Genomic DNA, 17,588 nt, shown 5'->3' with positions numbered 1-17,588 from the left:
GGAACCTCCATCATCGGAAGACCTCGACCCCACTCCCGGCCACGACGCGCCAACCCCACACCCGTACGGCTACACCCTCAACTGCGAAGAGCCGGTAAATTCAAGGCGGATAAGATGCTCGCGAGGGCTTTCCATCGGTTTAACCATCTCGAGTATGTCTTTTATTCGTATCTCAGGCGTTCCAAGGTTTTCGGGGAAAGTTGCAAGTTCGCTGCGAGCCTCTCGATAGTGTCGTAAATGAAATGTGGCACCGGTCGATCTAGCCAGAGCAAAACCGTTTCTAGACAAATGGTGTACTCACCGGCTTCGATGTATTCGCGCAAATCATCTAGGATCGTCGCAGGGAACTGTTCTCTTAACTCGGCAATGATTGTTTCTAGACTTCGTTCTGCTTCTTGCCATGTAATTTGTGCCATGTTTGTTGTGCGTCCCCTCCTTAGGGCGATTTGGCCTGTGGTAATACGCGGGAAATATAACGCTTGAGTCAATCAAGCCGCGATTCCCTTCCGCGTTGAACTGATGGGTGGACTGGGTGAGTTGCGCGAGCAGCAACTGAACAGGATGTTCACCGCCGGAGCACGCGTGTAAATTCTTCGTCGTCTAGCGAATTGGATAGCCGGTGATAATCCCTTCTCCGCTAGGTGCTATTATTACTTTCATTCTGACTCCATCTCTTTCCCCTATTACATCAAAGCGGGGTTGATATTCGTCCATTCGGCTGAGCATCGACGGAGGTATTTCCTTTTCGGTCCAAGTCAGCGATGGGTCCGTCGCCACATCTGATATCTCGTGCATGATTTTCTCGTCAGACCACTCCCTCGGAAAAAGCGACTTACCTTTTCCTCCCGGAAACCGGTGCCCCCCTCCGTTCGTGCCCGGTTCGCCGTCGAGGATATGCCTGGTTCGCTCGGGGCTGGCGAGGTTGACGTAGTCGTCGGGGACGGGTGTGACGGCGTTGAGTGGTTCGTTTGGTGTGGTGATGTCTGGTGTGAGGGCGTCTGCTTCTTTGCCGAGGAGGGTGCGCGTGGAGCGTCCGGCTCCGGCGAGGCCGTGTCCGAGGAGTGGTCCGCCGGCTCCCATGGCGGCGCCGGAGAGTGCGCCGCCGCCGGAGGCTTGGAGGAAGCCGTCGAGGGTGTGGGGTCCAGGTCCGGAGGCGTAGGCGTACGCGTCGCCGGAAGCGCCGGACGCGGCGCCGGAGGCGGCTTCGGTGGCGACTGCGGCTTTGAGGCCGTTGATCCCGGCTGCGCTGAGGCGGGCTGCCATGAGGCTGCTGCCGACGCCGCCGGTGACGGCCATGAGGGCGGTTTGTGTCCAGTTGACGGAGCCGGTGGTGGCTTTTTGGACGATGACGTCGATTCCAGCGCCGACGAGGGCGGCACCGATGGGGCCGCCGATTCCGATGAACATCAGGGCGCCGCCAGCGAGAGCCATGGCGCCGCCGGCGATGTATTCCCAGTTGTCCGCCAGGAAGTCTCCGGCGGCGGCGAAGGCCCCGTTGTGTCCGTCGCGGTAGGCCTGGAGTTGCGCGTCGCTGACGGGGCTTAAACCCGCGGGGTCGAGCGCGTGCACGGGGTCGTTGCCCGCGAAGGAGTACGGGTTCCCGGACCAGGCCGCGCCCCACACGGGCGGCACGGGGTCGGTGGAGAGGAATCCCCGGGTGGTGGGGTCGTAGGCGCGTCGGCCCATCCATTCCAGTCCGGCGAAGGTGAGGGCGCCGATTATGGCTAGGCCGATGGGGCCCGACGGTGGTGGTGGAGGAGGGTTTCCATGGGTCCTGGGCGCTGGTGGAGTGTCCGGTGCGCTCCGCTGGTCGCCGACGCCGGTGACGCCGCCGGGCGTTCGAAGGACCGGGGAGAGGAAGTTGGGGGCTCCACTCGCGTCGTCCCACCAGGCGTAGATGCGCTCCGATTGTGAACCCGACTGTCAACTCTTAAGCAAGGCGATTGGCTATCTTGTAAAGTTGGGTCCGCAGGATGCCTAACTCTTTATTGAGTCCTCGCGGATAAGTGCCGTTGTTATAAATAACTGCGTCATTGAAAGAACCCATTCCGCCATAAATGTGAATTATCCTTCGCGAAAGGCGGCTGACGTCTGCGGAATCGTGTGAATTATCCAACTCATCGAGCAAGGAATGCATTACATCAGCCCAGAACTTATCCTTGCCACTAATGAAGATACTCTCCAGTGCCTTGAGTGTTTCGCGCAAGGCATCGATACTCACTTGAGTCCCCAATAGCCGAGAACTTCCACGCCATCTATAAGCCACGGCTCAATGATGACGTGCTGTGTTGTTCCTCCCATGTAAAATCCTCCTTGATTGGCTATTATTCCCGAATGTACCATCGTTCCAGCGGGAAAGCGAACGGCAAATCCAGTGTCTAAATGCGCCGGCTGTCCGTTTGACCAGACGGGCGGCAGGGCACGATCAATTCTGGTCTGTAGAACACTATAGGGCGGGGTTTCGGTCCAAAATTGCCCAAATGCTCCTTTTTCGAATGATCCGGCTCGGAAGAGCGTGGTCGGCTCGGCCAGGCGGGAGGAGGTGTATTGGGAGCCGCTGAAGGTCTCCGCGATTTCTTCCGACATGGAGGACGGGGTGGTCTCCGTCGAAGCGGCGCTGACAGGAAACCTAGTCCCGAGCTTGGAGGCTGCGCGGGAGAGCGCGCCTCCGATGGCTCCTCCGGCGGCGCCGAGTGCTGCGCCGGCGAAGGCTCCGCCGGCGGTGGCGGTGACGAATTCGCCGGCGGTGTGGGGTCCTGGGCTGGTGGCGTAGGTGTAGGCGCTTCCGGCGCCCCCGCCGGAGGCGCCTGCTGCTGCGCTGACGGCGACGGCTGCTTGGGCTCCTTTGATGCCGAGGGCGCCGAGGCGTGCGGCGGCGAGTGTGCCGCCGATGCCGCCGGTGACGGCGGTGAGGGCGGTTTGTGTCCAGTTGACGGATCCGGTGGTGGCTTTTTGGATGATGGTGTCGGCTCCGGCGCCGATGAGGCCCAGGCCGATGGGTCCGCCGATCCCGGTGTACATCAGGAACCCGCCGGCGAGGATCAGTCCGACTCCGGTGACGTAGTCCCCGTATTGCGCCCACCAGTCTCCGGCGGCGGCGAAGGCTCCGTTGTGGCCGTCGCGGTAGGCCTGGAGCTGCGTGTCGTTGACGGGGCTTAAGCCGGCGGGGTCGAGCGCGTGCACGGGATCGTTGCCCGCGAAGGAGTAGGGGTTCCCGGACCAGGCCGCACCCCATGTGGGTGGTACGGGGTCGGTGGACAGGAACCCGCGGGTGTCGGGGTCGTAGGCGCGTCGGCCCATCCATTCCAGTCCCGCGAAGGTGAGGGCGCCGGCGGGGGTGAGTCCGACGCCGTCGGCGACGGTGGTCGCGGCGGAGGGGTTCCATGGGTCTCGTGCGCTGGTGGCGCGTTCGCTACGCCAGCCCGGGTCGGTCCATTCGTCGCCGATGCCGGTGACGCCGCCGGGCGTGCGCAGGACGGGGGAGTCGCCGACGGCGAGGAGGTCAGGGGCTCCGCTCGCGTCGTCCCACCACACGTCGGCGCCCTGCACGGAGGCGAGTTCCCCGAGTACGTCCACCCACAGTGACGTCGTGTGCGGCGCGGAACCCGGATGCGACTGAGAGACCGACGCGAGGTTGCCGGTCGCGGACCACGCATACGTCCGCTCCGATCCGTCGGAGGAGATTTCGCGGGTGCGGCGGCCGAGCCCGTCGTGCACGTACTCGACGCGGGTGCCGTCGCTGGCCTGTGATGCGGTCAGTTGACCGGCCGCGTCGTAGTGCCTGGTGCGGGTGGTGCCGCCTTCGCGCTCGTGGACGAGTCGTCCGGCAGCGTCGTAGGTCCACTCGATGGTGGGGCCGGAGTCGGGGATCGCGGCCACGAGTTGGTGCGCTTCGTCGTAGCGGTAGGCGACGGACCCGTCCGGCCCGCTCACTCCGATGAGGCGTCCCTCCGTGTCGCGCCGCAGGAGGGTGGTGGTGGTGCGCCCGCCGTCGTTTCGCTGGTGTTCGATGAGGGCGCCGTCGCGGAAGAGCCACTCCTGGGTGTGTCCGCCCGCGGAGGAGCGGACGAGGCGGCCGGAGCTGTCGTGGGTGAATGTGGCGCGGCCGAGGCGTGGATGGGTGAGGGCGGTGATGAGTCCGCGGGCGTCGCGTTCGTACTCGGTGCGTTGTCCATTGGGGTGGACGACGGCGGTGCGGGAGCCGTTGTCGTCGTATTCCCAGGAGACGCCGCTGTCGCCGCGGCGACGCTGGATGAGTTGGCCGCGGCGGTTCCAGCGCAGTTCGTGCTCGACTGGTGCGCCGGGTGCGGTGTGGTCGGTGACGCGGAGGGTGCGGCCGCGGATGTCGCGGTGGGTTTCGGAGACGATGCGGCCGTTGATCTGGAAGCTTTTCTCGCGGCCGTGGGGGTCGTATTGCCGGTCCCAGCGTGATCCGTCCCGTTCTTGTTGCCAGATTTGGCGTCCTGCGGCGTCGTAGCCGCCGGTGGTTGACCTGCCGAGCGGGTCGATGGTTTCGATGGCGCGGTCGGCGGCGTCGAAGCGTCGGCGGGTGACGCCGCCCATCGGGTCGATGATGACCGTGTTGCGGCCGCGGTCGTCGTACTCGAATCGGGTGACACCTCCGACCCCATCGACCGCTTCGATCAGCTGCCCGGCAGCGTCGTAGCGGAACCGGCGCCGGCCTGTCCACGGGTCGCTCGAACGGACCACCCGCCCGAGGGCGTCGTACGCGAACCGGGCTGTTCCGAGGCCGGGGATCGTGCGGAGCAGCACGCGGCCGACGGCGTCGTAGTCGATGCGTTCGATCTCGCCGGTGGGGAGGATGGTTCGCACTCGGCGGGAGTCGCGGTCGTACTCGATCGTGGTCCGGGCGCCGAGCGGGTCGGTGACGGCGGCTGGTCGGCCGCAGTGGTCGTAGTCGAAGGTGGTGACGGCGCCGGTGGGGGAGACGCGTTCGATGATGCGTCCGGCGGCATCGCGGCGCAGGAGCGTGACGGATCCCTCACCGTCGACGAGTTCGACGGGGCGGCCGCAACGGTCGTAGGAGGCGAGTGCCACGGTCTCGCCCTGCTCCTCGATGCGGGTGAGGCGGCCCAGGGAATCGAAGCGGGTCAGTTCTTGCGCGCCGCCGTCGTCGATGCGGAGGGATTGCGGTTCGTGGTGGAGGCCGCGTCGCACGCCGGTGGGGTCGATGGTGGCGGTGAGGGCGCCCGTCGCGCTGTGCTCGCGGCGCCACACGCCTCCGCTGGGGTCGATGGTTTCGGTGAGGCGGGAGAGAGCGTCGTGACCGAATCGCCAGGACGAGCCGTCGGGCAGGATTGTTTCGCTGACGAGGCCGACGTCGTCAAGGACGCGGGTCACGGCACGGCCGAGCGGATCTACTGTGCGCACTGGTGCACCGTGCTCGCCGTGCTCGATGGTGGTGCGCCCGCCGAGCGGATCGATGACGGCGACCCTGCGCCCGGCGGTGTCGTACTCGTAGCGCCAGGTCGCGCCGAGAGCATCGCGGGTGGAGACGAGCCGCCCTGCCGCGTCGTAACGGAATTGGGTGAGCGCTCCCGACGGGGTGATCGCGGCGACGACTCGACCCGCGTCGTCGCGCTCGAGCCGGGCGCTGGCTCCGTCGGCGTCGGTGGTGGCGATGAGGTCGCCGTACTGGTCGTAAGAAAAACGCAGGCGGACACCGACCGGATCGACGATCTCGGTGAGCAGGCCATCGAACCAGGTCAGGATCGTGTGCCCGCCCTCGGGGTCCACGACGAGGCTGGGGTTGCGGTCCGACTCTCGTGCGTACTCATAGGTGGTGACCGCGCCGGACTCGGCGACCACCGCTGTGACGCGATCGTGCTGGTCCCAGCCCACGGTCACGTCCGCGCCGGAGGGGGTGATCGTGCGGATCCGGCGCCCACGCGCGTCATACGCGTGCGCGGTCGTCGCTCCGTCGCGCTCGATGGCGGAGAGGAGGTTACCGTGCCGGTCCACGCTCATCGACTGGCGGCGCCCGGTCGGGTCGAGCACCCCGACTAGTCGGCCGCGAGAATCCGAAATCCAACTGTTACCGCGGGAACCGTCCTCGTCGGAGGCGACAGTGATCCGGCCGGGGAGATACGCGAAACGCGTCGTGCGACCAAACGACGAGGTCTGCGCGATGACGCGGCGCCGCGAGTCGTAGCGGTTCTGCACCTCGGCGACGCCCGCCGCGTCCGTGACGCTCGCGAGGAGCCCCGCCTCGCTCCAGCCGTAGCGGCGGGTCCCCGCGAGACCCGTCGCCGCGACCAGGGTCTCGCCCTCGTACTCGAAGACGACGCGCCGTCCGTCGGAGGCTTCCAGGGCGATGATCCGCTCGCCCGCCCAGATCACGTCGATACGGCGGCCCCGCTCATGCTGAAGAGCGCTGAGTCGGCCCTCGGCGTCGCGTTCCCCGCTCACCCGCGTCCCGGCGCCGACGCTCGACGCACGCCACACCCCGGCCGCCGAGAACTCCCACCGCCCGCCATCGTTATCCGAGACGTGGAGAGCGTCACCGACCCGGTCAAGCCACAGGTTCTCGCCGTCGGCGTGGTCCCAGCCATCCCCCAGCCGCGGGAACATGGTTTCGCGGCCATCAGCACGCACCAGCGTCGCGCCGTCGTCCTCCAAGCGAAGCCCCACCTCAGCATGAGAGGACCAGCCGCGCCCGAACGCGCCGACCCGCTCATCCAACGAGTTATAAGTGCGGGCGAAACAAAGCGCCGCATTCCCGCCGCTGAAACCCAGATCGACCTCGGTCTCGAGAAAGTTCCCGGTCGCGGTATTCACCGGATCATCCGCATAACCAGTGGTCGGCACAGCCCCATACGCCTGCGGGGGAGCGATGACAATATCCAGACGCGCCAGCGGAACACCGGCCGAGCCCAAAGCCGTCGCAAGCGCCGCATTAGGCAACGCCGTGACCGACCCCGCACCTCCAGCCGCAGCGAACGCCTCAGCAATCGTGCCAGCCCACGCGACGTCTTGATCGTTCGCGGACAGCCACTGCTCGAAGCCCGCGATAACTGAGTCGGCCGAGAGCCCGCCCCACCGGCAGGAATCAGTGAACTCCGCCAGCCAGCCGCGCACCGAGGCGAGCTTCCCCCGCAACTCCCCGTTCGCGGTCCCCGAGGACGCGGCGAAAGAACGCAGATCCTCCGGACGAGCCGAGGTCGTACCACCGCCCGCGCCGCCGCTGCCCGGGAACGGGTTCTGCCGAGTGCCGGCCGTCGACGGCTCCACGGTGAGAGACAGTGGCGTGGCCGGCGGACCCACGGGCGGCTCCTCCTCACCGAAGAGACCGTCATGCACATGCTCGAGGAGGTTGCGCGCATCCTGCTTGCGCTTCCACTCCCGCGCCACCGTGCGCCGCTTCTGCTCAGCGAGCGCCTCGCGCGCCAACTGCTGCACAGCATCCGAGACCTCGCGAAGACGGACCACGAGTTCGTCCGCGTCAGCCTTCGCGACCCGCGCGTTCTCGGCGAACACGTCGGCGAACAGCCCCCGAAACTCCGCACTCGCCGCCGACACCAGAGCAGCGCGGGAACTCGCCTGCGCCTCAATCGCCGCGGCAGCCGACACTGCCGAACCGGCGAGCTGCTCGGCAGTCGCATGACTGAAGCGGACGTTCTCCTCGATCGCACCCAAATCTGCCACAGCGACTCCTCCCGCACCCGGCAGTGAGACCGACGCTCGACGCACGAGCGGGAGCCGGCGCCCTACTCCCGCTCCACCAGGGGCAGAGACGGGTCGGATCGGCCGAGAAGCGCACCGAGGAAGGCTCGCCTACGCTAGCCGCGCACAGCCAGGGCTAGCCGAAAATGGCGCCCCCCTGGCGCGGATCATCGGATGGGGCCGCCGGACCCTCAAATGTTCAGGCGGTTGAACACCGGCGCCGGGAGCAGCTTGATGACGGTCATGATCACCCGCCATTTCGCGGGAGCGTAGGCCACGGCACGCCCCGAGGCGAGGGCAGCGACGACGTCCCGGGCCACCGACTCCACCGGGGCGAGCGCGCCGCCGGACTGCTTGATGTGCGCGGTCATCGGAGTATCGGTCGGGCCGGGCTTGACCAGCACCACCGAGAGGCGCGAGCCGGCTAACCGGTGCTGCAAGCCCTGGGCGAAGCGCTCCACGAGCCCCTTTGCGGATCCGTACACGTAGTTCGTCTTGCGGCCGCGGTCGCCCGCCACCGAACCGAGCACGCCGATGGTGCCGGAGGGGAGCGCGTTCGCGTACGCCTCCAGCCACAACGCCACCGAGACGCCGGTGACCACGAGCACGTCGCGGGCGACGGCGAGGTCGGCTGAGGCCTCCTCCTGCGACGTCATCGCCCCGTGCGCGATCAGCACGGTGTCGGGAGCCCCGCCCTCGAGCGAGGAGGCGACCACGGCCGAGATCGCCGCCGGATCGGTCAGGTCGACGGCCGAGACCGCGAGCGCTGCGGCGGGGAAGCGCACGCGCAGGTCGGCGGCGAGCGCCTCTAGGCGGGCGGAGTCGCGGCCGACGAGCAACGCCGAACGCGCGCCCGTACCCAGCCAGAGTCGCAGGGTGTGTTCGGCGATGGCGGAGGTGGCTCCGATGACGACGATCTTCGAGGGGGTTCCAGTGCTCACGTCAGCTCCCGAGGACCCGGCGCGAGAAGCCGGAGGAGATCCCCGGGTCGCGCTGAGCGGTGAAGTCGGCGAGGCGCGGATATCCGGCCTCGAACATCGCGCGCGACATTCGCGCATCCTTGGCGGGATACAGCCGCCCGCCGGCGTCCAGCACCAGTGCGTCCAGCCGCTCGAACAGGGGCAGCGCCGCCGGGGTGTTCGGGAAGTCGAGCGCGAAGCAGACGCCGGGCGCGGGGAAGCTCAGCATCCCGGGCGACTCGAGTGCGCCGAACGTCTTCAACACGCCGAGGAACGAGCCGGTGCCCGAGGCGGCGATCAGCGCGAGCATCTCGCGGGTCGTCTCGAGCGCCCCCTCCCACGGCACGACGCTCTGGTACTGGTAGAAGCCGCGCGACCCATACATCCCGTTCCAGCCCTCGATCGCGTCGAGCGGGTAGTAAAACTGCTCGTAGTGCTGCACCGAACGGCCGGCGCGGGTCGCCTTGAGACGGTAGTAGGCGCGGTTCAGCAGCGGCAGGGTCGCCCGGTTCACCACCGAGATGGGGAACGTGAACGGCACCCGCAGTGAGCGGCTACGGCCCGGAGCCAGCGCGGGAGCGGCGGTGCTGTCGGCGCGCGAGTACACGCCGCGCCGACCACCCCCCGTGGTCACGTCAATCCACGCCACAGTCTGCTCGAAGACGTCTACCGACTCGTGCACCAGGCCCAGGTACTCCTCGAGCGTCTGGAACGGCACGTCTTCGGCGACGAGCCACGGCCCGGGCACCCGCGCGAGCGTCAGCTCGACCTCGACGATCAGCCCGGTGAGGCCGAGACCGCCGACGGTCGCGTCGAAGAGGTCGGAGCCGGGGGTGCAGCGGGTCGAGGAGCCGTCGGTGCGCAGGAGCGTGACCGCGACGAGGTGGCGGCCCAGAGTGCCGGCGGAGGCGTGATTCTTGCCGTGCACGTCGTTGGCGATCGCGCCGCCGAGGGTCGCGTTCTTCGTCCCGGGAGTGACGGGGAGCATCCAGCCGCGCGGCGCGAACACGGCCTGCACGTCTTTGAGCAGCACGCCCGGCTCGGCGCGCAGCACCCCCGTCTCCTCGTCGAAGTCGAGCAGCCGGTCGAAGCCGCTGAGGTCCCAGAGCACGCCGCCGCCGTTGAGCGCGACGTCGCCGTAGCTGCGGCCCACTCCATAGGCGATGCCGCCGTCCCCGCGGGCGAGCGCCGCCTGCGCCTGCTCCGCGCTCGTGATCGCGACGACGCGGTGCTCGTCGCGCGAGAGCAGCCCCCAGGCGGACACGGCGGCTGTCATGCGTGATCCTCTCGCGGGGGATGGAAGGTGATGTTCTTATCGAGCAGGTACTTGGCCGCGTAGCCGATGGCGAGGCCGATGACGGCGCCGGTGTAGCGGGCGACGTCGGTGCCGAACAGGTAGTCGAAGCCGAACTCGAAGCCCCAGAAGACGAGCGTGGTCACGCCGCTCATCACTGCGTAGAGGAGGAACGTCCGCACCCCGTGCGCCGTGTCTATCGTCTCGTGCCGAAAGATATAGCGCTTGTCGAGGAGGTACTTTGTTACTACCCCCGTCAGGGTGCCAGCGAGGACCGCGATCACCGTCGCCCAGTCGCCGTCCAGGGCGAGCTCGACGAGCATCTGGGTCCCCAGATTCACTGCCGTTGCAAGGATCGCGAATGCGATGTAAAGACCGGCCGTCCTCATCCGAACTCCCCTGGGGCTCCGCAGTGACGAACAGCGCGGGATCGTCGCGTTCTCCGACGATTGTAGGTTGAGTCCGTTCTCCCCGTTCCGTCCGCCCCCGGCCGTCCCGGCCGCGTCCTCCAAGAGGGAGACGCCGTGAACACCGCTCGTGCGCTGGTCGCCGCCATGCGGCCGCGTCAATGGCTGAAGAATGTGCTCGTGCTCGCCGCGCCGGTCGCCTCGGCGCGCGTTTTCGAGCCCGAGATCCTCGCCGCGAGCCTGATCGCCGTCGTGGCGTTCAGCCTTGCCTCCTCCGGCGGCTACCTGCTCAACGACCTGCTCGACGTCGAGTCCGACCGCCTGCACCCGAAGAAGCGCTTTCGCCCGATTGCCTCGGGCGCGCTGCCCCTTCGCGCGGCGTGGGTGGCGGCCGTCGTGCTGATGCTCGCGCCGGTTCTCGTGACGTTCGTGGCCGGATTCACGTGGTTCGCCGCCACCCTCGCCGGGTACCTCGTGATGCAGATCGCCTACTGCATCTGGCTCAAGGAGGAGCCGGTGATCGACATCCTGATCGTGGCCGGTGGCTTCGTGCTCCGCGCGATCTCGGGCGCCGCGGTCGCCGACATCCCGCTGACGCAGTGGTTCCTGCTCGCCGTGTCCTCCGGCTCCCTCTTCATGGTCGCGGGCAAGCGCTACTCCGAGAAGCTGCAGAGCGAGGGTCGCGAGAACGCCCACACCCGCGCCACGCTGAAGATATATACGCAGGGCTACCTGCGCTTCGTCTGGTCGGTCGCCGCCTCCCTGACGATGATCTCGTACGCGCTCTGGGCGCTCTTCATCAACGGCGAGAACTCGCTCGTGTCGATCGCGTCGGTCGTGCCATTCGGAGCAGCGCTGTTCCTGTATGCGCTCGACATCGAGCGCGGGCGAGCCGCGGCGCCGGAGGAACTCGTGCTCGGCGATCTCCGGCTGCTGATCTGCGGGGCGCTCTGGGCGGTGCTGTTCGTCGTGGCGATCGTGACGCGGACGCCGGTCGTCTGACGCCGTGGGAATCGGCCGCGTTCGCAACCGAGGTTGAAAGAGCTACAGGGCCCCATTCACCGTCGTCAACGAGCAACTGACCTCGATTGCGAACACCGACCGGGCGAGATCAGTCCGCTTCGCTCCCGGATCGCCGGTCGAGCACGTGAGTGACGCCGAGGAGCAGCGCAATAGCGCCGAAAGCGGCGACGATCAGCGCGACGACCGCGCCGGGTTCGAGGGCGAGTCCGCGCTCGACGACTGCCGCGCGCAGGGCGGGATCGGCCGAGATCGCGAGCAACCCGGAGGACGCGGCGATGGCCACCAGTCCGTAGAGGACCGCGCCCACGCGGATCCGCGGGCGCCGGGGAGTGATCGGGGTGGTCATCGTGCTTCTCCTGTCGTTGTGGTGGCGCCCGCGTCGGGCTGTGCAGTGGTGTCGGGTGGTGGAGTGGTGGTGGGCGCGGTCTCCGCCGTCGAGTCGTAGACGTTGATCGAGCCGCTCTCCTGCGTGATCCGCACCACGAATGGCGTCGCGGCTGGATCGCCGAACGTCTGCGTCCACAGCGTCCGTCCGCCGACCGTGCGCACTTCGCGTGGCACCTCGGTCTCGCCACTCTCGGGGTCGATGATCTGGAGCGCGGTCTCTTCGGAGGTGGTCTCGATCCGCACCGACGTCCCCTGCATCGCCTCGATCGAGACGTGACCGACACCGACCCAGAGATCGAGTTCACCGTCACGCTCGAAGCCGGGAACGATCCGCACGTGCAGGTCGCTCGCCAGAAGCGCCGAGTACCTCCCGGGTGTGCCGTTCGAGAGCATGTAGGAACTGCCGAGCACCGGCAGGAACGTGCGATCGGTGGGAAGCAGCGCCGTCGAGGTCGCCGTCAGCAACGCGACCACGGAGAACGCGATCAGCAGAATCGCCCGCCGCTTCAGCACTGCGGCGAGCACGATCGCGACGCCGAGCACCAGCGCGGCAGTGGCGAATCCCACGACGGTCGCCGTCGGTCCGGAGACGGTCAGTGAGACGAGCGCGCCGGTCAGCGCGGCCGCGCCAAGAGCGAGCAGCGTGAGGCTCGCCCGCAGTCGTGGACGGGCGGCCCGGCGCAGGCGCCGCCGCTCGAGGCGGGCCGCAGTGATGGCGGCGGCGGCACGGCGCGCCTCCTCCCCACGGACACGGGCTGTCTCGCGGGCCGACACGCTCTGCTGGGCGCGGAACGCCTCCCTCTCGGCGCGCCACGCCGCCTGACGCTCGCGCCATTCGGCGACGGCCTCGGGGGAGGAGGGGCGCGCGTCCTGCGGAGCGAGCGGCTCGGTCGGCTGCAATGCGACGGTGGCAGGAGGTGGCGCGCTCGACCGTGCGCTGCGGCGGACGATCCAGATGATGAACGCCACAATCAGAGCCAGCACGCCCGACGACCACACCGTCCGGCCCGTCATCGGCGACCAGGGGATCGCTCCCGTGTACGCCCCGCCGAGTGACCAGAAGCCCTGCGCCATCGGCAGCATCGAGGCGAGCACCAGCGCGCCGATCGCGGCATGGATGCGGTCGAAGGAGCCGCGCAGCAGCCGCTCGACCGGCAGCGCGCCGTCCTGGTCGGGGAGCAGCAGCCAGGCCGCCGCGTAGAAGAGGAGCGCCGGCCCGCCGAGCACGGCGACGACGATCACGATGCCGCGCACGATCAGTGGATCGATCCCGAGGCGATCGGCGATCCCTGCGCAGACGCCGCCGATCCAGCCGGGTTGGCGTGGCAGATCGAGCCCGCGGAGCCAGAGCACGAAGCGGTTTTCGAAGGCCGGAGGCGCGGCTGCGGCGGACGCCGACCCTTCGGACGCCGAATCGGACGGCATCGACCCGCCGCTGGCCGCGCCCTCCTGACTCCCGGCCGACCCTTCCTGCGCACCATCCGGCTCCGTGGAGCCGCCGTCCGGTGCTGTCGTGCTCTGTGCTGTCATGCTGCGAGTCTCCCGTGAAGCGCGGATTCGGGATATCGGGGGAACCCCTGATCCGACCCCGACTCCGCCCCGCAGCCGCGGCCGACCTGTTTGTATGCAGGGGTGAGCACACTCCCCGGCACGATCGTCCGTCCTCCTCTGCGGCGCGCGCGCTCGGTCGTGCTGGGCGGAGTCTGTGCCGCGCTCGCCGAGCACCTCGGCTGGAAGGTCCGAACGACCCGCTTCCTCGCCCTCGCGACGACCGCCCTCGGCGGCGGTGGTGCGCTGCTCTACCTCTGGCTGTGGGCGCTGGTTCCACTCGCTCCTCTTGAGGGGCCGGATGCCGATCCGGCCGTCCGCCGCCGGGCCCCGGTCGCCGGCCTGCTCGCGCTCGCCACGGCCGCCGCGACGCTCACCGTCCTGTTCGCTCATGTCCGCGGTGACGACGCCGACATTGACGTCACCCGCGCCCTCGTCGCGGTCGGCGTGCTTGCGGGCGGCGCGGTCGGCTGGAGTCTCGGCCCCGACCGCGGCGATCCGGCGCGCTCGGCGCGCTATGGCCCCACTGTCCGTCTCGCCACTTGCGGGCTGCTCGTCCTCGCGGGTGGCGCGGTGCTCACCAGCCGCCCCAGTGCCCTCAACGCTGTGCTCGCTGTGGGCGTTCTCCTCGTGGCCGCGGGCGTGCTGGCGGCGCCGCGCGTGGTCACCCTGTGGTCCGAGCTGATGGGTGAGCGCGCCGCCCGCGTGCGCGAGGAGCAGCGGGCCGAGATCGCCGCGCACCTGCACGACTCCGTTTTGCAGACCCTTGCGCTCATTCAGAACCGCGCGGGCGCCTCCAGCGAGGTTGCCCGGATCGCGCGCGCTCAGGAGCGCGAGCTGCGCGACTGGCTGTTCGAGCGCGACGTTCCTGTCGCGAACGACCTCGCCGCCGAGGTCCGCGCGATTGCCGCCGCGGTCGAGCTCCGCGGCTCGCGGGCTTCGTGCTCGACGCCTTCGGCGCGCTCGCGGGCGAGCAGGCGGAGTCGGGGGACGAGCTCGACCGGCTCTCGGCCCGCGAGCGCGAGGTCATGCGGCTCATCGCTCGCGGTTACGCCTATAAGGAGGCGGCGGCTGAGCTGTTTATCTCGGTCAAGACGGTCGAGTCTCACGTCTCAGCTGTGCTGCGCAAGCTCCAGCTCTCGTCGCGCTATGAACTCACCGCATGGGCGTCCGCACGGCGTCTGCTCTGACGTTCGGCGCAGCCGGAAGATGGGGGTGGTTCCAAACGAAGGAACGATTCGCTTGGCCGCCGCGACATCCGCATGTTCTCGTACGCGCGCGGCAATCCTTCCTACGTTTGGAACACGACCGTGCTCAAGCGTCGGAGGAGTGCCGGTTTACAAGGACAGCGCAGGCAGCAGCAGCGCGGCCAGCGCCGTCAGCCCGCCGAGCAGCGCCCCCGCGAGCACGTCGGTCGGAAAGTGCATCCCGAGCGCCAGCCGCGACACCAGCATCGCGACCACCACGACCACCGCCAGCGGCCAGAGTCCCGGCAGCATCACCGTGAACACGATCGCCGCGGTCGTCGTGGACGACGCGTGCGAACTCGGGAAGCTGAGCTTGCTCGGTGCCGTCCCGAGCACCTGCACGCCCTCGCCGTGCGGACGCGGCCGGCGCACCACGCGCTTCACCACGATCGAGAGCCCGTGAGCTACCACGATCGCGACGTCGCAGAGCGCCCACGCCCAGAACCGCGACGGATCCAGGAACGCCCCGACCACTCCCAGCAGCAGCCAGCCCGCTGCGTGCTCGCCGACGAGGCTCAGTCCGCGGGCAATCGGGAGGAGGAGACGCGTGAGGGGTGCGCGCTGCACGGCGGCGATCACTGCCGACTCGCGGCTCCTGAGGGTCGGCATCGCGATCAACCTAGCGCACAGGAGCGCGGCAGCCGCGGCCGCCTCCCCCTCACGCCTCGGAGTCGTCCTCGGCTCGGCGGCGACGGGCGCCCAGTCCCACCGCGGCCGCCCCTGCCGCCAGCAGAGCCGTCGCGCCGGCGATCAGGCCAGCGCTCTCGACGCCGGTGGCGGCGAGCTTTCCGCCCGAGCCGCCGGCCGGTGGTGCGAGGGGGGTCGGAGCGGGTGAGGACATCGGCGGGTCGGCAGTCGGGCTCCCGGCCGGCGCTCCCGTCTGCCCGGGAGTCTGCCCGGGAGTCTCCACGGGAGTCGGCGCAGTGGTCGCCCCCGGAGTCGGCCCCGGCTGCACCACCTGTGCGGCCGGCAGAATCTGCACGATCGTCGGACGCGGCGCCGCCACCGCGCCGGCCGCCGTCGATCCGTAGTCCGGGAACATCGAGTGCGGCGCCTCGAAGGTGCCCTCCTCACCCGGGTGCTGCACCGCCACGAACACGTGCTGGTCGAGGTCGTGCACGATCGGGCCGCAGGTCTCGGCATCGCGCGGCACCGAGAGGAACTGCTCCACCTTGCCGCGGCTCGCCCCGTCGAGCGTCACCTTGAACAGGCCGTCGTTGTAGCCGATGCCGTCGGGCGCCCCGTCCGTGGCGATCCAGAGGTTCCCCACCGAGTCGAAGGCCAGGTTGTCGGGGCAGGAGATCGGCGAGACCTTGTCCGCCGGGAAGCCGGAGAAGTAGACCGCGTCGCCCTGCGCCTGGTCACCGCAGAGCATCAGCAGGTTCCAGGTGAAGGTACGGCCGGCCTGATCGCCGCCGTCCTCGATGATCTCGACGATGTGGCCGTCGCGGTTCTCGGTGCGCGGGTTGATCTCGGTCGCGCCCTCCTTGCCTGCCTTGCCGCGGTCGGAGTTGTTGGTGCACGACACGTAGATTCGCCCGCTGACCAGGCTGGGCTGTACGTCCTCGCAGCGGTCCATCTTCGTGGCGCCCGCGAGGTCCGCGGCCTGACGCGTGTGCACGAGCACCTCCTCCACGCTCATTCCGGCAATCGCGGAGGCGCCGCTCACCACCAGCGGCAGCCACTCGCCGATGCCGTCGAAAGCGCCATCCGAGGGGACGGCTCCGGTCCCGGTGATCTCGGCCACGGGGGAGTCGCCGGTGAAGCGCGCGACGAAGAGGTCGCCCTCCTCCAGCAGCGTCATATTGTGAGCGCGGTCGCCCTCGATGTAGCGCTTCGTCGACACGAACTTGTAGAGGTAGTCGAAGCGCTCGTCGTCACCCATGTAGGCGACCACGCGGCCGTCCGGGGCGATGATGACGTTCGCGCCCTCGTGCTTGAGGCGGCCGAGCGCAGTGTGCTTCTTCGGGGTCGACGTCGGATCGAACGGGTCGAACTCGACGATCCAGCCGAAGCGGTTCGGCTCGTTCTCGTATCCCGGAGTGCGTGCGTCGAAGCGGGGGTCGTCGAGCTCCCAGCGCCGCGAGGTCTCGGAGTCGACAAGCCCGTACCGCTTCTGCGCGGCACTCGTTCCCGTCACGCGGAAGTAGCCGTTGAAGTTCTCCTCGCCCGAGAGGATCGTCCCCCACGGCGTGGTTCCTCCCGAGCAGTTGCCGAGCGTGCCGAGCACCGTGCGGCCGGAGGGATCGGCGACCGTCTTGAGCAGGTCGGAGCCGGCGGCGGCACCGGTCACCGCGTAGGGCGTGTTCATCAGGTAGCGGCGGTTGTGCGCTCCCCCGCGGACGTACGTCCACGGGCGGTCGACCGCGGTGCGCACCAGCTCGACCACGCTGAGGCCGTGGGCGGCGCGGCCGACGGCGCGCACTCGCTCCGGCTCGGCGTCGAGCTGCGCGGCCGGGAACATGATGCTCTCGTTCGTGTACTCGTGGTTGACGACGAGCAGCGCGCGCAGCCGCTGCGAGCCCGGAATCTCGACGATGTCGGTGTAGTCGTTGTTGTAGCCGAACTGCGCGGACTGCGCCGCCTCCGTCTGGTCCTCCAGCGAGAAAGCCGGGCTGTCGGCGAAGAGCGGGTCTCCCCACCGGATGATCGACTGCCAGGCGAACCCCTCCGGCACCGTGAACTCGTCGGTGAGGTACGGCACCGGAGCGATCGGTGTGAACGCGAGTGGGGACCGGTCATCGACAGCCGCCTCGGCGGTGGGCGCGCCCGAGGCCGAGGCGACGGCCACGGTGACCGCGCCCGCGAGGCCCAGGCCGAGCGCGCTGCGGCGCGAGAGCTGCGACGAGACGATGTCGCGGAAGTAGCTGTTGTGCGAGGTGTTGCAGGTCGCGATGGAGCAGGCGTTGGCACACTTCAGTGCACAGGTGACGGGGCTGCGCTTCCCCCGGACGTGGCCGGTCATCGGCAGCAGGAGTCGTCGGGAGGTGTCGGTCATCGTGGTCGCGTCCTTCGGTGTCGCAGTGGGGGATGCGTCGAG

General features: G+C 68.8%; 12 protein-coding genes and 2 pseudogenes. 3 read left to right on the top strand and 11 right to left on the bottom strand.

The genetic code is table 11. The features are described 5' to 3' along the window. Positions 1-161: 161 nt before the first annotated feature. The 7 genes from B0H03_RS16575 to B0H03_RS09555 form a co-directional block, all read right to left on the bottom strand. Positions 162-416 (bottom strand): hypothetical protein, encoded by a 255-nt coding sequence (locus tag B0H03_RS16575; protein ID WP_127844018.1) that lies wholly within the window; start codon positions 414-416, stop codon positions 162-164. Positions 417-600: 184 nt separating this feature from the next. After that, positions 601-1,686, bottom strand: a complete 1,086-nt coding sequence (locus B0H03_RS16570) for an EndoU domain-containing protein (protein WP_127844019.1) — start codon at positions 1,684-1,686, stop codon at positions 601-603. A gap of 244 nt (positions 1,687-1,930) precedes the next feature. Continuing rightward, positions 1,931-2,221 carry a DUF6966 domain-containing protein gene (locus tag B0H03_RS16220; RefSeq protein ID WP_127844020.1) on the bottom strand — a complete coding sequence of 97 codons (291 nt, stop codon included), beginning with the start codon at positions 2,219-2,221 and terminating at the stop codon, positions 1,931-1,933. Continuing rightward, on the bottom strand, positions 2,218-7,665 hold the full coding sequence (locus B0H03_RS09570; protein ID WP_104265831.1) for a DUF6531 domain-containing protein: 5,448 nt from the start codon (positions 7,663-7,665) through the stop codon (positions 2,218-2,220). Before B0H03_RS09570 ends, B0H03_RS16220 begins: the two co-directional genes overlap by 4 nt. A 209-nt stretch (positions 7,666-7,874) precedes the next feature. Further along, positions 7,875-8,624, bottom strand: coding sequence for an SDR family NAD(P)-dependent oxidoreductase (locus B0H03_RS09565; RefSeq protein WP_202130052.1), 750 nt, complete (start codon positions 8,622-8,624; stop codon positions 7,875-7,877). A 1-nt stretch (position 8,625) separates the two neighbouring features. Next, positions 8,626-9,918 carry an FAD-binding oxidoreductase gene (locus tag B0H03_RS09560; protein WP_104265833.1) on the bottom strand — a complete coding sequence of 431 codons (1,293 nt, stop codon included), beginning with the start codon at positions 9,916-9,918 and terminating at the stop codon, positions 8,626-8,628. Beyond that, positions 9,915-10,325: a GtrA family protein gene (locus B0H03_RS09555; RefSeq protein WP_104265834.1), complete on the bottom strand. Its 411-nt coding sequence runs from the start codon at positions 10,323-10,325 to the stop codon at positions 9,915-9,917. The genes B0H03_RS09560 and B0H03_RS09555 overlap by 4 nt, the downstream gene beginning before the upstream one ends. A gap of 135 nt (positions 10,326-10,460) precedes the next feature. Here B0H03_RS09555 and B0H03_RS09550 point away from each other — a divergent pair, with 135 nt between their 5' ends. After that, positions 10,461-11,345: a decaprenyl-phosphate phosphoribosyltransferase gene (locus B0H03_RS09550; protein ID WP_104265835.1), complete on the top strand. Its 885-nt coding sequence runs from the start codon at positions 10,461-10,463 to the stop codon at positions 11,343-11,345. A gap of 109 nt (positions 11,346-11,454) precedes the next feature. Here the strand turns inward: B0H03_RS09550 and B0H03_RS09545 are convergent, their stop codons facing one another. Together B0H03_RS09545 and B0H03_RS17470 are read right to left on the bottom strand one after the other, a co-directional pair. Further along, a complete protein-coding gene (locus B0H03_RS09545; protein ID WP_104265836.1) occupies positions 11,455-11,712 on the bottom strand; it encodes a hypothetical protein in 258 nt (85 codons plus the stop codon). Next, the gene (locus tag B0H03_RS17470; protein WP_237399475.1) at positions 11,709-13,178 is read right to left on the bottom strand and encodes a PspC domain-containing protein; all 1,470 of its coding nucleotides are present in this window, start codon (positions 13,176-13,178) and stop codon (positions 11,709-11,711) included. Before B0H03_RS17470 ends, B0H03_RS09545 begins: the two co-directional genes overlap by 4 nt. Positions 13,179-13,385: 207 nt before the next feature. On the opposite strand from B0H03_RS17470, the pseudogene B0H03_RS17465 reads away from it, so the two are divergent. Together B0H03_RS17465 and B0H03_RS16565 are read left to right on the top strand one after the other, a co-directional pair. Continuing rightward, positions 13,386-13,523: pseudogene (locus B0H03_RS17465) on the top strand (PspC domain-containing protein); the annotation flags it as partial. A 698-nt stretch (positions 13,524-14,221) separates the two neighbouring features. Continuing rightward, positions 14,222-14,491, top strand: a pseudogene (locus B0H03_RS16565) (response regulator transcription factor); the annotation flags it as partial. A 147-nt stretch (positions 14,492-14,638) separates the two neighbouring features. Here B0H03_RS16565 and B0H03_RS09530 read toward each other — a convergent pair. Both B0H03_RS09530 and B0H03_RS09525 read right to left on the bottom strand, forming a co-directional pair. Further along, positions 14,639-15,157, bottom strand: coding sequence for a phosphatase PAP2 family protein (locus tag B0H03_RS09530; protein ID WP_104265838.1), 519 nt, complete (start codon positions 15,155-15,157; stop codon positions 14,639-14,641). 49 nt (positions 15,158-15,206) lie between these two features. After that, entirely contained in the window at positions 15,207-17,546 is a 2,340-nt protein-coding gene (locus B0H03_RS09525; protein ID WP_104265839.1) for a PhoX family protein, read from the bottom strand. Positions 17,547-17,588: the final 42 nt, after the last annotated feature.

The sequence above is a fragment of the Rathayibacter iranicus NCPPB 2253 = VKM Ac-1602 genome (assembly GCF_003149025.1).
Classification (GTDB): Bacteria; Actinomycetota; Actinomycetes; order Actinomycetales; family Microbacteriaceae; genus Rathayibacter; species Rathayibacter iranicus.
This window is presented reverse-complemented; position numbering and strand designations above follow the sequence as displayed.

Bases quoted from the DNA above. Each gene is read 5' to 3' on its own strand.
- B0H03_RS16575 (WP_127844018.1), bottom strand. From the start codon at position 416: ATGGCACAAATTACATGGCAAGAAGCAGAACGAAGTCTAGAAACAATC.
- B0H03_RS16570 (WP_127844019.1), bottom strand. From the start codon at position 1,686: ATGGGCCGACGCGCCTACGACCCCACCACCCGGGGATTCCTCTCCACC.
- B0H03_RS09560 (WP_104265833.1), bottom strand. From the start codon at position 9,918: ATGACAGCCGCCGTGTCCGCCTGGGGGCTGCTCTCGCGCGACGAGCAC.
- B0H03_RS09555 (WP_104265834.1), bottom strand. From the start codon at position 10,325: ATGAGGACGGCCGGTCTTTACATCGCATTCGCGATCCTTGCAACGGCA.
- B0H03_RS09545 (WP_104265836.1), bottom strand. From the start codon at position 11,712: ATGACCACCCCGATCACTCCCCGGCGCCCGCGGATCCGCGTGGGCGCG.
- B0H03_RS17470 (WP_237399475.1), bottom strand. From the start codon at position 13,178: ATGCCGTCCGATTCGGCGTCCGAAGGGTCGGCGTCCGCCGCAGCCGCG.
- B0H03_RS09530 (WP_104265838.1), bottom strand. From the start codon at position 15,157: ATGCCGACCCTCAGGAGCCGCGAGTCGGCAGTGATCGCCGCCGTGCAG.
- B0H03_RS09525 (WP_104265839.1), bottom strand. From the start codon at position 17,546: ATGACCGACACCTCCCGACGACTCCTGCTGCCGATGACCGGCCACGTC.